1 protein-coding gene (only partly in view) is annotated in these 16,752 nt (G+C 71.3%); it reads right to left on the reverse strand.

Going from position 1 to position 16,752, the window contains the following annotated elements:
- On the reverse strand, nucleotides 1-16,521 hold the beginning of the coding sequence (locus ACXVUM_RS02490; protein WP_458520292.1) for a non-ribosomal peptide synthase/polyketide synthase. Its footprint begins 17,619 nt before the window's first position; 16,521 of the gene's 34,140 nt are visible here — the first part of the coding sequence; its start codon is at nucleotides 16,519-16,521; its stop codon lies beyond the left edge, outside the window.
- Nucleotides 16,522-16,752: the final 231 nt, after the last annotated feature.

Genomic DNA, 16,752 nt, shown 5'->3' on the forward strand with positions numbered 1-16,752 from the left:
TGCCGGGGCGCTCGGCGTGCGCCGTACCTGCTCGACGAACAGGTCGGTCAGGGTGAGCGCGTCGGTCGACGGCGCCTCGCCGGACTCGGCGATGACCGAGGCGAGCATCCCCGAGAACTGCTCGGCGAACGTACCGCCCTTGTCGTCGAGAAGGCCCGGGAGAAGGGTGGACAGCGCGATGGTCACGGCGGCCTCGGGGCCGATGCCGACCGACCCCAGTGTCGCGAGCAGTTCGGTCGACTTCGCCTGCAGCTCACCGTAGGTCACGTCGACACCGCCGTGCGACAGCGCGACGCCACCGGGGTTGATGCGGGCGGCGGTCGCGAGGAGTTCGTCGAGCGACCGGCCCCGCAGTCCGTCGGTGTCGGCCCCGCGACCACGGGGATCGCTGTCACCGGTCTGTTCGAGCTGGTCACGCTCGGCGTCGGTGAGGATGTCGATGTCGCCCACCGTCACCCGCGGGTCGTCGGCGATCGCGGACAGGACGGCGACGAACCGCTCCCCCATCGCGGCCACCGTCTCCTCGTCGAAGATGTCGACGGCGTAGTCGAGCAGGACGTCGACGCCGCGACCGCGACCGTCGGCACCGAACGTCTCCGAGACGGTCATCCCCACGTCGGACTTGGCGAACCGCACTCCCCACTCCAGCGGGGTCACGCTGAGCCCGGGCAGCTCGACGGTGGGGATCTCGATGTTCTGCATCGTCAGGTTGACCTGCACCAGCGGCGCGTACTTCCGGGTGCGCACCGGCGCGACGGCCTCGACGACCTGCTCGAGCGGGACGTCGGAGTTGTTGAACGCGGCCAGATCCGCCTCACGTGTCCTGGCGAGCGCGTCGACGAAGGTGTCCGAACCGGCGATCCGGGTCCGCATCACCAACGTGTTGACGAACATGCCGACGAGCCCGTCGACGGCCGACGCGGTGCGCCCGGCCGTCGGGGTGCCGACCGCGACGTCGGCCGTACCCGCGAGCCGGGCGAGCAGGGCCGCGAACGCGGTGTGCACGACCATGAACATGGTCGACTCGGTCTCCGTCGCGATCTGGTGCAACCGCTGCTGGAGGGCCGCGTCGATCCGGAAGGTGACCTCGCCGCCGACCAGGGAGCGACGATCGGTGCGCGGGCGATCGGTCGGGATCTCCAACAGATCCGGCAGACCCGCCAGATGCTCACGCCAGAAACGCAGTTGGCGACCCGTCACCGACTCGGGGTCGTCGGGCGAGCCCATCACGCTCTGCTGCCAGATCGCGTAGTCGGCGTACTGCACGGACAGCGGCCGGAACCGCGGCTCCTCACCGGCGACCCGCGCGGTGTAGGCCGTCATGAGGTCGGTGGCCAGCGGCACGAGCGACGAGCCGTCGGCGGCGATGTGGTGGATGACGAGCAGCAGCACGTGGTCGTCGGGGGCGACCTGCACCAGCAGCGCGCGCAGCGGCGGCGCCGACGTCACGTCGAAGCCGCGACCGGCCGCGTCGAGACAGATCTCGCGGATCCGGTCCTCGTCGTCGGCCGAGTACCGCTCGAGCGGCATCGAGAACTCGTCGACGGAGAGGATGCGCTGGTACGGCCCGTCCACCGAATCCGGGTACATCGTGCGCAGGATCTCCTGCCGCGCGACGAGATCGACCAGCGAGGTGGTCAGCGCGTCGACGTCCAGTTCGCCGGCGAGACGCAGACCGAGCGGGATGTTGTAGTCGGCGGCGGTCGGGTCCAGACGGTTGAGGAACCACATCCGCTGCTGCGCCAGCGAGAGCGGGATCCGCTCGGGTCGGTCGGTGGCGGTGAGCGGTGCGACGGCGTCGCCGGCGAGGTCGGGTGACGCCTCGATCGCGGCGGCGAGATCGGCGACACCGGGCGTCTCGAACAACATCCGGACCCCGAGTCGCACACCGAGCGACTCGTTGATGCGCGCCATGGCGCGCGTCGCGGCGAGAGAGTTGCCGCCCAGGTCGAAGAACGAGTCGTCCGCGCCGATCTCCTCACCGCCGAGCACCTCGGCGAAGGCTCCGGCGACGATGCGTTCCATCGGGGTACGGGGTGCCGTGTACTCCCGTGCGGCGCCGAGGAACTCCGGCGCGGGCAGCGCCCTGCGGTCGATCTTGCCGACCGGTGTCAGCGGCAGCGACGCGACGATGGTGATGGCCGCGGGCACCATGTGCTTGGGCAGGGTCTGCGCGGCGTGGTCGGCGAGGTCGCGGGCGTCGATCGTCGAGCCCGGAGACGGCTGCACGTAGGCGGCGAGCGCGGTGTCACCGGTCGGTCCGGTCACGCCGAGGACGTAGACGTAGTCGACCGCGGGATGGGCACCGAGGACCGCCTCGATCTCCCCCAGCTCGATGCGGAAACCACGCACCTTCACCTGGTGGTCGGAGCGACCGACGTAGACCGGCTCCAGTCGGGACGACCCGTCGGCGGCCTCGACCCGAGCCCACCGCACGACGTCGCCGGTGCGGTACATGACTCCGCCGGGGGGACCGTACGGGTCGGCGACGAACCGTTCGGCCGTCAGACCCGGGCGGTCCCGATACCCCCGTGCGACACCGGGTCCCGAGACGTACAGGTCGCCGGGGACGCCGATCGGTGTCGGGCGCAGGCGGGCGTCGAGCACGACCGCGGACGCGCCGCGGACCACCGACCCGATCGTCTGCCGCTCACCGGCGACCAGCGGGTCGGTGATCGTCACCATGATGGTCGTCTCGGTCGGCCCGTAGCCGATGAGGACCGCGCGCCCGGGTGCCCAGCGCGTGACGAGGTCGGTCGGGACCGCCTCGCCACCGATGGAGAAGTGGGTGAAGTCGTCGAGACCCTCGGGATCGACCGAGGCCAGCGCGGCCGGCGTGATGAACCCGTGCGTCACGCGGTGACGCACGAGCACCTCACGGAGATCGTCGCCGCCGTAGGTACCCGGCGGCACGATCACCATCGTCGACCCGACACCGGTCGCCATGAGCAGTTCCAGCATCGACGCGTCGAACGACGGTGACGCGAAAGCCATGACGCGCGCCGCGGGTGTGAGGTCGTACCGGTCGATCTGCTCGGCGCTGAAGGGGGCGAGTCCCGCGTGGGTGACCTCGACGCCCTTCGGCTTCCCGGTCGTCCCGGACGTGTAGATGATGTAGGCGCATCCGTCGAGATGCACCGGTCGGACGAGTTCGTCCGCACCGACCGGCCCGTCGGGACGGGAGGTGATGTCCGGTCCGTCGATGTCGAGCCACTCGACCACGCCGGGCAGGCCCGCCATGTCGTCGGCGGTCGTGATGCCCAGTGCGGCACGGGAGTCGACGAGCATGTGCTCGACGCGGTCCGCGGGATAGGTGGGATCCACCGGGACGAACGCCGCACCGCTGCGGGTCACACCCCACGCGGCGAGGACCGACGCGATGCTCCGGGTGATGCCCAGGGCGACGACGTCCTCCGCGCCGAGTCCCCGGGCGATCAGCGCACGGGCGATCTGGCGGGCGCGGCGGTCGAGTTCGCCGTAGGTGATGGTGGTGTCCCCGTCGACGATCGCCACCTGGTCGGGGTCCATCGCCGCGGCGGCCACGAGCAGTTCGTCGAGCGTGCCCCTGGCATCGGTCTGCGGGCCACGCACCGGCAGGAGGTCCGCGCGCTCGTCGCTGTCGAGGAGGGGGATCTCCCAGGCGATCGCGTCGGGATCGGCCGCCATCCCCTCGAGGATGCGCACCAGCCGTCGGGCGTGCGCCTCGACCGTCGAGGTGTCGAAGATGTCGACGGCGTAGCCGAGGAACCCGGCGATGCCCGCGGGCGCACCGGAGGCGTCGACGTTCTCGGTGAGGTCGAACGTCAGGTCGAACTTGCTGTAGTTGGTGTCGATCGCGCCCGGGTCGACGGTCAGTCCGTCGAGGTCGATCGACATGCGGTTGGAGCCGTTGACGCTGAGCACCACCTGGAACAGCGGTGTGTGCAACGAGGTCCGCGTGGGGGCGATCGCGTCGACGACCTGCTCGAAGGGGACGTCGCTGTGTGCGAACGCCTCGAGGTCGCGGCGTCGGATCTCGCCGAGGAGGTCACGGACCGTGGCGCTCTCGCCGATCTCGGTCCGCAGCGCCAGGGTGTTGACGAACATGCCGACGATGTCGTCGAGTTGCTCGCTGCCGCGGCCGTCGATCGGGGAGCCGATGACGATGTCGGTCTCGTTGCTCAGACGCGCCAGCAGGACGGCGAGCGCGGTGTGCAGCAACATGAACCGCGAGACACCGGTGGCGTTGGACAGCCGGACGAGGCGGGCGTGCAGGTCGGGCTCGATGAAGAACGGGTGCGTGGCACCGACACCCGAGCGGGAGCCGGCGCGCGGCCGGTCGGTGGCCAGTCCGGTCAGCTCCGGCGAGCCGGCGAGCGTGCGCCGCCAGAACTCCAGCTGCCGGCGCGCCGGCGAGGAGTCGTCGGCGGCGTCGCCGAAGGTCTCCGACTGCCAGATCGCGAAGTCGACGTACTGCGCCGCCAACGGCGTCCACTGCGGCGACCCGCCGTGCAGACGGGCCTGGTAGGCGGTCAGCAGGTCGGTCATCAGCGGTCGCATCGACAGGCCGTCGGAAGCGATGTGGTGGACGACGAACACCAGCAGGTGCTTCGGCGGTCCGGACTCCTCGTCACCGTCGGCCAGGCGCCACAGCGCCGTGCGGACCGGGACGGTGGTGGCGACGTCGAATCCCGGTGTGGCGAACTCGCGCAGGCGTTCCCAGACCTCACCGGAGTCGACGACGTCGACACGGACCGGGGGCAGCGCGTCGATGGTGGGGACGACCACCTGGTGCGGGCCCTGCGGTCCGCCCGGGTAGATCGTGCGCAACGTCTGCTGTCGGTCGACGAGATCCACCAGCGCGGCGCTGAGCGCGTCGATGTCGAGGTCGCCGGTGAGCAGCAGCGTCATCGGGATGTTGTAGGCGCCGGAGGTGGTGTCGTAGCTGTTGATGAACCACAGCCGCTGCTGCGCCAGCGACAGCGGGATGCGGTCGGGCCGGTCGACGACGGGGCCGGGGAACCGGACCTGGGCGACGTCGTCGGTGGCGTCGGCGTCCGTCGCGCAGCCGTCCGTCGCCCGTGCGCGCTCGACGACCTGGGCGACCTTCTCGACGGTCGGCTCCTCGAACAGAGTGCGCAACCGGATGGGCACACCGAGGGTCTCGGTGAGGCGGGATGCCAGCCGGACGGCGCTCAGCGAGTTGCCGCCGAGCTCGAAGAACGACGTGGTGACGCCGACCCTCTCGGCGTCGACGGCGTCGGCGAACAACCCGGCGACCACCTCCTCGAGCGGGGTGCGCGGGGCGACGACGGAGGCGGCGGCATCGGCGGCGCCGAAGTCGGGTTCGGGCAACGCCTTCCGGTCGGTCTTGCCCGAGACGCTGAGTGGGAACGCGTCGAGGACCATGATCGCCTCGGGGACCATGTAGTCGGGCAGACGCGCGGCGAGCCGGTGCCGGACGTCGTCGACGGAGACGGAGTCGCGACCGTTCTCGCCCACCACGTAGGCGGCAAGTCGGGCCCGCGAGGCCTCGCCGTGTGCGACGACGAGGGACTGTCGGATGCCGTCGATGTCGGTCAACGCCGACTCGATCTCGCCGAGCTCGATGCGCAGTCCGCGCACCTTCACCTGGAAGTCGGACCGGCCGACGAACTGGGTGTCGTCGCCGGGCAGACGCCGGACCAGGTCACCCGAGCGGTACATGCGGGAGCCGGGAGGACCCCACGGGTCGGCGACGAATCGCGTCGCGGTGAGCCCGAACATCCCGCCGTAGCCGCGGGCCGGTGCGATCCCGGCGATGTAGAGCTCGCCGACGACACCCACCGGGACCGGCCGCAGCCGGTTGTCGAGCACGACGTGCCGCACGTTCGGGATGGGGCGTCCCATCGGGATCGGTCCGATGTCGCGGACCTCGCCGGCGGGCGGCGCGTCGTAGGACTCGAGGTCGTAGGCGACCGCCGACGACGTGGCCGCCGTCTCGGTCGGTCCGTAGGTGCACAGCAGTCGGGTCCGGGTGCCGAGCATGGTCCGGTAGACCGCGGGCAGGCTGTACTCGCCACCGGCGACGGCGGTGTCGATCGTCGCGATGGTCGCGTCGGGGTCCATCTCGACCAGCAGTTCGTAGGCGCTGGGGGCCAGGTTGAGCAGCGAGATGTCCTCGTCCCGCAGCACGGTCACGACCTCTTCGGGGTCGAAGCCCTCGGAGACGACGCGGATGAAGCACCCGTACGCCAACGTGTTCCAGATGTTCTTCTGGGTCGAGTCGAACCGGGGCGACTGCGCGACGAGCACGCCCGCACCCCGGCGCAGGACGATCGCGGTGCGGTACCAGGCGTACATGTTGTAGATGCCGCCGGCGTTGACGAGCGTGGGCTTCGGCTTGCCCGTCGACCCCGATGTCGTGATGACGTACGCGAGCCGGTCCATCGCACCCGGCTCGGTCCAGCGGTCCGGCAGCGGGCTGTCGTCGCGCGCGGCGAGCCGACGGTCGACCTCGGGGTCACCGAGGGCGATCAGCCCGATCCCGGCGTCGACGAGACCGCTGCGGTACTCGTCCGCCGTGTCCCCGGCGTCGGAGACGACGACGCGAGACCCCGTGTCGGCCAGGACCGACAGCGCACGCTCCGCCGGCGCATGCGGGTCGAGCGGGAGATACGACGCACCCGCCTTCCAGGAGGCCAGGAGTGCGACGACCCAGTTGACCGACCGCGGTGTGAGGACACCGACGACGTCGTCGGGACCGACACCGTGCTCCATGAGTTCGCGCGCGAGGCGGTTCGCGGCCGCGTCGAGTTCTCCGCGGGTCAACTGCCCCTCCGGGCCGCGCACGGCCACGGCGCCCGGATCCTCGGTCACGCGTGCCGCCCACGCCGACAACGGTGTTCCCGTCCATGGCTCGTCGACGCCGGTCCCCGATCCGGGTGCCGCGGCAGCGGTGTCGGACGGCGACACAGAGGTGTCCGCGGCATCCGGTCGCGCGTAGGCGCCGAGGTCCAGACCCGAGACGGTCGCCGCGGTGCGGGCGATCACGTCGTCGAGGACGGCCGTGAACCCCTCCGGAGCGGCCGCCACCATCGGCGCGAGACCCGTCAGCGCGATCGACGCGATGGCCTCGGCGTCCATGCCGCGCTGGGACATCGGCCCGTAGAGCTGATCGAAGCGCTCGTGCAGCTCCGCGAACGTGACCCGCGAGCCGTCACGGTCGAGCACGGGCTCGTCGGGCGCCACGTCGACCGCGGCCGCGAGCATGGCCGGCAGGTCCTCGGCCGTGGGGGCCGGCGCCGCCTCGACGGGAGACGGTGCCGCCGTGTCGGCGGGACCCGGTGCGGCCGGGAGCCTCTCGGACTCCAGCAGGATGTCGATGTCGCCGACCGCCACCCGGGGGTCGTGTGCCACCGCCGCGGCCACCGCGACGAGCCGCGCCGCGATGTTCTCCACCGAGGAGGCGTCGAAGACGTCGACCGGGAAGTTGAGGTGTCCGGCCAACACCCGACCGCCGTCCGCGCCCGGCTTCTCGCCGATGACCAGGGTCAGGTCGAACTTTGCGCCGAGGATCGTGTCGTCGGCCGCGACCGACACCTGCAGACCCGGCAGCTCCACCGAGGCGGTCTCGTTGTTCTCGTAGGTCAGCTGCACCTGGTAGATCGGCGAGTGCGCCGTGGCACGTCGCGGGACCACGGCCCCGACCACGTTCTCGAACGGGACGTCGTCGTGCGCGAACGCGTCGAGGTCGATGTCGCGGACGCGTGCGAGCAGGTCCTCGAACGGCTCACCGGGATCGACCGGGGTACGCAGGGCGACCGCGTTGACGAACATCCCCACGATGTCCTCGAGATCGGGGTGTCCACGGCCCGCGACAGGGGTGCCGATCACGATGTCGTCGGCCGCGGACAGCCGCGCGAGCAGCGCGGCGAGGACGGCGTGGACGACCATGAACATCGAGGTGTTCGTGCGATGGGCGAGGGCGTCGAGCGCGTCGGCCACATCGGTCCCGATGTGGACGGGAACCATGCCGGGGGTGGTGCTGCGCTGCGCCGGCCGGGGTCGATCGAGCGGCAGCTCGATCGCGTCCGGCGCCCCGGCCAGGGTGTGACGCCAGTGGTCGAGGTGCCGCGACACCGTCGACTCCGGGTCCTCGAGTGACCCGAGGGTCTCGCGCTGCCAGCGGGCGAAGTCCACGTACTGGACCGGCAGGGGCTCGAACGCGGGGCGCTGCCCACCCGCACGAGCGACGTAGGCGCCGACCAGGTCTCGCGCAAGAGGAGCGAGCGACGCGCCGTCGGCGAGGATGTGGTGCACCACGACGACGAGCAGGTGGTCGGTGCCGTCGCGCAGGAGTCGCGCCCGCACCGGGACCGCGGCGGTCACGTCGAAACCCTCGCCGGCGAACTCCACGGCGTCGGCGAACTGGCGGTCGCTCGCGATGTCACGCACGTCGAGGGCGACACCCGCCTCGTCGACCGTGAGCACCTCCTGCCACGGTCCGTCCGGTGAGTCCGGGAACCGTGTCCGCAGGGACTGCTGCCGCTCCATGACGTCCGCGAGTGCGGCCTGCAGCGCAGCGATGTCGAGATCACCCGTGAGCCGCAGCGGGAGCACCACGTTGTACGCGGGCGACGCCGGGTCGAGACGGTTCACGAGCCACATCGCCTGCTGCGACAGCGACAGCACCGGTCGGTCGCCCGCGAGGCCGGCGACCAGCGCGGGCCCGTCCTGTGCGGTCGGCGACGCGGTGTCGGCGTCGAGTGACCGCGCGAGAGTCTCGACGGTCGGGTTGTCGAAGATCTCGCGCACCGCGACGCGCCGCCCGTACTCGGTGGACAGCCGCGCCGCCGCGCGGGTCGCGACGAGCGAGTTGCCGCCGAGGTCGAAGAACGAGTCGGTGACACCGATCTCGGGCAGGCCGAGCACCTCGGCGAGGATCCCCGCCAGCTGCGACTCGACCGCGGTACGCGGGGCGACCGCCTCGCCGGAGGAGATCATCTGGGCGGGATCCGGTGTCGGCAGAGCGGAACGGTCGAGCTTGCCGGTGCGCGTCAGGGGGATCTCGTCGAGGACGATCACCGACGACGGGACCATGTGCGACGGCAGGGACCGACCCACGTGCTCCCGGATCGTGGCCGGGTCGATCGAGGTGCCGGCGACCGGGACCACGTAGGACACGAGTGCGGTGGTGCCGGCCGGCATCGGCGCACCGACCGTCGTCGCGAACGACACGTCGGGGTGGCTCGCCACGGCGGCGTCGACCTCGCCGAGCTCGATGCGGAAGCCGCGCACCTTCACCTGGAAGTCGCTGCGACCGACGTAGAAGACCACCCAGTCACCGTCGGCGCCACGCACCCAGCGCGCCACGTCGCCGGTGCGGTACATGCGAGAACCGCTGTCGCCGTGAGGGTTCGCGACGAACCGGTCGGCGGTCAACCCGGGACGATCGTGGTAACCGCGGGCGACGGCGACACCGGACAGATACAGCTCACCGTCCACACCCGGCGGGACCGGCTGCAGACGACGGTCGAGGATCATCGACGTCAGGCCACGCACCGGGCGGCCGATCGTGATCGGCTCCCCCGGCACCATCGGACCTGCGATGTCGGCGAAACACGTGGCCTCCGTGGGCCCGTAGCCGTTGAACATGCGCCGGTCCGCGGCCCAGCGCGTGACCAGCTCCGGCGGACACGCCTCGCCACCGACGGCGACCGACTCGAGGTCGTCGAGCCCCGCGGGGTCGACCGACGCCAGTGCCGCCGGGGTGATGAACCCGTGGGTCACCCGGTACTGCGCGAGCAGATCGTGCAGTTCTGCGCCGCCGTAGACCTCCGTCGGCGCGATGACCATCGTCGAGCCGTGCGCGAGCGCGAGCAGGACCTCGAGCACCGACGCGTCGAAACTCGGCGACGCGAAGTGCAGCGTCCGGGATGCGGGGGTCAGGACGAAACGCTCGGACTGCTCGGCCATCAACGCGGCCAGACCGCCATGGGTGACCGCGACACCCTTCGGGACACCCGTGGTGCCCGAGGTGTAGATCATGTACGCCAGGTTCGAGACCCGCAGCGGTGCAATGCGATCGGCATCGGTGACGGGTGTCGTCGACTGCGCCGCGAGCGCGTCCGCCGTGGCCGGGTCGTCGAGATCCAGCCATTCCACCGTGTCCGGCCGGGACTCCGCCCACCGACTCGTCGAGATCCCGTACACCGCACGGGAATCGGTGAGCATGTGCTCGACGCGTTCGACCGGGTAGCGCATGTCGACCGGAAGGTAGGCGGCGCCGGTCTTGGCGACCGCCCACAGCCCGACCATGAAGTCCACCGACCGACCCATCCCGAGCGCGACGATGCGCTCCGGGCCGATGCCGCGCGCGATGAGCAACCGCGCGAGCGCCGTCGAGCGTGCGTCGAGATCGTCATAGGTGATCGAGCCGTCCGGCGAGTCGACCGCGACCCGTCCGGCGCCCATCCGGGCGGCGTCGGTGAGCAGGTCCGCCAGGGGACGCGCCGCAGGCACCTCACCGATGCCGTCGCGCGTCACCAGTTCCGCGCGGTCGGCGTCGGACAACACGTCGACGTCGACGACGCGGGTGCCGGGCGCCTCGGCGATGCGCTCGAGGACACGGACCAGCATGCCGAGGACGGCCCGCGCCCGCTCGGGCGCGACCATCGACGGCAGGTACTTCACCGACAGGCGCAACGACGGGTCGGTCAGTGCGATCACGGTCAGCGGGTAGTGGGTGGCGTCCACGACGTCGGCGTCGGTGACGCTCATCCCGGCCACGGATGTCGCCTGCGACAACGCATCCCGATCCAACGGATACGACTCGTAGACCATCATCGTGTCGAACAGGACGTCGAGACCCGTCGCGGCCGTGATGTCGGCGAGGCCGACGGTGTGGTGGTCGAGCAGGTCGGCCTGCTCCTGCGCGACCCGCTTGAGCACGGCGTCGACGTCGTCGACGTCGTGCATCGTCACCCGCACCGGCAGCGTGTTGATGAACAGACCGAGCATCGTCTCCACACCGGAGACCTCCGCCGGACGCCCGGACACCGTCGTCCCGAAGACGACGTCGGACCGACCGGTCAGACGCGACAGGACGAGCGCCCACGCCACCTGCAGCACGGTGTTGAACGTGATCCCCGCCGACCGCGCGCAGGTCTGCAGGCCCGCGAGCACGTCATCGCCGACGGTGGCCTCCACCGCCTCGGAGACACCCTCGTCCGAGGCATCCGGGTCCGACGCACCGGCATCGGGCGCGACCAGGGTGGGCTCGTCGAGACCGGCCATGGCCGACTCCCAGGCCGCGACCGAGGTCCCGCGGTCCTGCGACACCAACCACGAGAGGTACGACCGGTACGACGGCGGTGGCGCGATCGCCTCCTGTCCGCCGTCGGCGGCGTAGAGCGCGAACAGGTCTCCCGCGAACACCGGCAGCGACCAGCCGTCGAGGAGGATGTGGTGGTTGGTCGAGACCAGTCGGTACCGGTCGTCACCGAGGTGGATCAGGGTGAACCGCAGCAGCGGCGGGCGACTCATGTCGAAGGGGTCGACCCGCGCCGCGCGGGCGATGTCCCGTGCGGCGGCATCCGGGTCGTCCCGGTCCGCCACGTCCTCCGACACGAACGGCACCGTCACACCGGAGGTCACGACCTGGACGGGTGTGCCGTCGGCGGTGGTCACGAACGCGGTGCGCAGGGACGCGTGGCGGTCGACCAGTGCCTGCGTGGCGCGCCGCATGCGGTCGACGTCCACGCCGGAGATCTCGAGGAGCAGCTGGGTCGTGTAGAGGTCGACCGAACCGACCGACAGCTCCGCGTGGAAGAGCAGTCCCGCCTGCAACGGTGCCAGGGGCCACACGTCGACCAACGGCGTGAAGTCACGCTCGAACGCGACGATGTCGGCCTGACGCACCCGGACCAGGTCGAGGTCGGACGGGGTGAACCCGCCGGCGTCGGCCGAGGCCGCGTGCCGGGCGATGCTCTCGAGCGCCTGCTGCCAGAGGTCGACCAGTGCGTCCACCGACTCCCCGGACACCGCCCCGTCCGGGTGATCGATCGACGCCGACAGCCGTGGACCGTCGGGGGTGTCGACGACAGTCGCCGTGATGTCGATCGCATGTCGCACGGCCACATCCGCGCCTCGCGTGCCGCGCAGGGCGGCGTCACCGGCCGGCACCCACGGTCCGTCCGCGTCCGCGCCGGCCAGCCGGCCGAGGTAGTTGAACCCGATCGCCGGTGCCGGTGTCGTCAGCTCCGTCGCAGCCTGCGGGTCGAGGTGACGCAGCAGGCCGAACCCCACGCCGCGGCGCGGGATCGCGGCGAGCTGCTCCTTGACGACCTTCACCGCATCGCCTGCGGCGGTCCCTCCGGCGAGCGCGGCGTCGACGTCGATGCCGGACACGTCCAGCGCGACGGGGAACGCGGTGGTGAACCAACCGACGGTCCGCGACAGATCCGCTCCCGGGAGCAGTTCCTCCTCGCGACCGTGACCCTCGAGTTCGACGACGATCCGCGACGTCCGGGACGCCTCGTCCGACCGCCAGCGGGTCACGGCGAGCGCCAGCGCGGCGAGCAGCCCGTCGTTCACCCCGCCGTGGAAGGCCTGCGGGATCCGCGTCAGCAGTGTGTCCGTGAGCTCGGGGGACAGACGCAGTTCCTGGCGACGCACCGTCGACACCGTGTCGCGGGTCGTGTCGACGGGGAGCGCGAGTCCGTCACCGCCGGCGACGATCCCGTGCCACAGGTCCAGCTCGCCCCGTACCTCCGGGGTGGTCGCGAGGTCGCGCAGACCGCGGGCCCACCGACGCATGGAGGTCCCGACCGGCGGGAGGTCGACCGACGGGGCACCGGCGGCCAGCTGTGCGTAGGCGATGGCCAGGTCCGGCAACAGGATCCGCCACGAGACGCCGTCGACGACGAGGTGGTGCAGGACGAGGACGAGCCGGGCGGGTGTGCCGGCGGGGCCCGTGACGACCAGGACCTCGATCATGCGGCCGGTCGCCGGGTCGAGGTCGTCGGTGGCGCGCTGCACGGCGGTGTCGACGGAGTCGACCCATGCGGTCGAGTCGGGAGTTGCGGTGACCGTCACGTCGGTGAGGACGATCTCGCCGGCGCCGACCGGGTCGACGACATGACGCACCCCGTCGCCGACGACGAGTCGCGAACGGAGGATGTCGTGGTGGTCGGCGACACCGCGCAGCGCCGCGGCGAGCACGGTGCGGTCGAGATCGTCGGGGGCGGTCACCTCGATCGACTGCGAGACCGGTCCGACCGCCGCGGGATCCTCGGCCAGACGCAGCAGGATCGGGGTCGGGTCGACCGTGCCGACACCGCCACCGGGCAGCTCCTCGGCCACCTCCGCGTCGGACTGCACCGCGGCGGCGAGATCGCCGATCGTCTTGTGTTCGAACACCTGTCGGGAGGTGAACCGCAGCCCGAGAGCGCGGGCGCGGCTGACCAACTGGATCGACATGATGCTGTCGCCGCCCAGACCGAAGAACGAGTCGTCGAGGCCCACGCCGTCACGACCCAGCAACTCCTCGACGACACCGACCAGCGCGCGTTCGGTGTCCGTCACAGGCGCCCGGAACGGTGCCGCGTGCGCCGAGAAGTCCGGCGCCGGAAGGCGTTTGCGGTCTACCTTGCCGCTCGCCCCCAGCGGCATCGCGTCCAGCACGACGACGGCGTCGGGGACCATGTACCCGGGCACACGCATGCGGACACCCGCGACCACGGTGGCCGTGTCGATCGATCGGCCCGCGGTCGCGACCACGTAGGCGACCAGACGCTGGCCCTGTGCGCTCTCGTGGACGGTGACGACGACCTCGCGCACCGCCGGGTCCGACAGCACCGCGGCCTCGATCTCGCCGAGCTCGATGCGCAGACCGCGGACCTTCACCTGGAAGTCGCTGCGGCCCACGTACTCCAGCTCGCCGGCCCGCGTCCACCGCACCAGGTCACCGGTGCGGTACATCCGCTCCCCCGGCGTCCCGAAGGGCGCCGCGAGGAAACGTCCCGCCGTCTGTCCGGCGTCGCCGACGTAGGCGCGCGCCAGTTGCACACCGCCGAGGTACAACTCACCGACGGCGCCGACGACCGTGGGTCGGAGCGCGCGGTCGAGCACATGGACCGTGGTGTTCCAGACCGGGCGGCCGATCGGCACCGTCTGGGTGTCGGCCTCCGGGTCGAACGGGTGGTAGGTGACGTCGACGGCGGCCTCGGTCGGGCCGTACAGGTTGTGCAGCGCGACGTCGGTGAGCGCGACGAGTCGCGCCGCCACCGTCGGGGTCAGCGCCTCACCGCTGGCGAACACCTGGCGCAGCGTCGTCAACGACGCGGCAGGGGCGGACTCGACGAACAGCGCGAGCATCGACGGCACGAAATGGACGGTGGTGACTCGTCGTTCGGCGATGAGGCGGGCCAGGTACTCGGGATCGCGATGACCGTCGGGTGCGGCGACGGTCACCGATGCGCCGACCTGCAGCGGCCAGAACAGCTCCCACACCGACACGTCGAAGGTGATCGGCGTCTTCTGCATCACGACGTCGTCGGATCCGAGCGGATACCGCGCCTGCATCCACCGCAGCCGGTTGACGATGGCGCGGTGGCTGACGGCGACACCCTTCGGCCTGCCGGTGGAGCCGGAGGTGTAGATGACGTATGCGGTGTGGTCCGGGCGCAGCGGGCTCCGGCGATCGGCGTCGCTGACCGGATCGTCCGATGTGCCGGTCAGGTCGAGCCCGTCCATCTCGAGGACGGCGGGCGGCGAGGCGAGTTCGTCGGGGACGACGAACCCGTCGGCGGATCGGGTCAACACGGCGGCGGGTCGCGCGCCGGAGAGGACGGCGGCGACGCGGTCCGGCGGGCTGTCCAGGTCGATCGGGACGTAGGCGCCACCCGCCTCGACCACCGCGTGGATCGCGACCATCATCTCGACCGACCGGCGCAGCGCGACGGCGACGTGGGTGTCGGGACCGACGCCGAGTCCGATCAGGTGCCGGGCCAGACGGGCGACGCGGGCGGAGAACTCCCGGTGGGTGAGCTCGTCGTCGCCCACGCTCAGCGCGATCGCATCGGGTGTGGCCGCCGACTGCGCCTGGCGGATCGCCGGCAGCACGTCGTCGGCGACGTCGTGCGCGGTGTCGTTCCAGCGGCGGACGACGGTGTCGATCTCGTCCGCGGAACCGACGGACACGGCGCCGACGGGTGCGTCGCGGTCGGCACCCAGGAACGTCTCGAGCAGGACGACGAACCTGTCCAGGTGCTCGGCGAGGTCGACGTCGTCGTAGAGACGAGGATTGGCCTCGAGATCGATGCGCAGCCGGTGCCCCGCGGCCCCGGGATAGATGTTGACCGCGAGATCCTCGACCGGGCCCGTCGTCAGGACATGCACCTCACCCCTCGCGGAACCGAGGTCCAGTTCGGACTGGAACATCATCAGGTTCACCGACGGCCCGAACAGGCCACGCTCGCCGGTGCCCTGGCCGAGGTCGCGACGCATGTCCTCGTGGCGGTACAGCTGTCGGCGCAGCGCACCCGTGAGGGCGGTCTGCGTGTCGGTGAGCACAGACGCGATCGACGCGTCGGCGGGGACCTGCACCCGCAGCGGCACGATGTTCGACACCATCCCCGCCGCCGAGCGCAGCTTGGCGGTGTTGCGGGCCGACACCGGCAGCGACAGCACGACGTCCTCGGTGTCGAGCATCCGGCTCAGATAGACCGAGAACGCCGCGATGACCGCCGGCGCCGGACTGCCCGACGCCTCCGCGGCCGCGGCGTCCACGAGGTCGGCGACGCGACCGGACAGCTCGACGGACGCCAGCCGCGAGTACTCCCCGGGCGGTTCACGCCGAGACGCCAGCGACACCGCCGCCGGCAGGCCCTCGTTCCGCTCCGACCAGTACTCACGATCCTTGTCGAACCGCGACGACGCCCGGTACGCCTGCTCGCTGTCGACGACCTCCTGGAGCGACGCACCCTTCCACGGGCTGGGGTCGCGCCCCTCGACGAGGGCGCGGTAGATCTCCGAGGCCCGGGCCAGCATCGCGGTGGCACCGAACCCGTCCATGGCGATGTGGTGCGCCCGCCAGTACCAGAGGTGGTGGTCGGGGCCGAGGCGGAACAGTTCGGCGACGGTGAGCCGGTCGCCGAGGACGTCGAGCGGGCGGCTGTAGTCGGCTCGCATCCACGCCAGCGCGGCGGATCGCGGATCCGACTCGTCGGACATGTCGTGGAAGCCGATGGAGTCGTCGCGACTGTCGTCGACATGCTGTCGGGGGACGTCGCCGGTGTCGACGAGACGCAGGAAGCCGGAGCCGGCCTCGCGGCCGATGCGATTGCACGCCGCGGTCAGGGCATCGCGGTCGAGCGGACCGCGCACCTCGACGTACTCGGCGATGTTGATGGGGATCGCGCCCAGGGCCTGCTGGGCGAACCAGATACCCCGCTGCGCAGCGGAGAGCTCGAACACTCCCTCCGAGGGGAGTGCGCTGTCACCGTGCCCGTCGTCGGGCGTCTGGTCGCCGTGCGGTGCGTCGGAGCCTCCGACTACCAAGTCTCTCGTGCTCCCATCCCGAACGAGGGCCCGTCGTGGACCCGTCGATGATGCACCGGTGTGAAGCAGTGCTCATCGATCGTGTCACGAAGAGGCCGTCGGGCGTGGTGACACGCCCGGTTCCTGCGGTCTGCCTGGTCGATAGACAGACTGTGCGATCGCAATGCCGTCGTGAAACATCGGCAAAACGACTACCGATATTACATGAGCGCGACGGGCTGGATCGGTCGC

Source organism: Williamsia sp. SKLECPSW1, assembly GCF_054332755.1.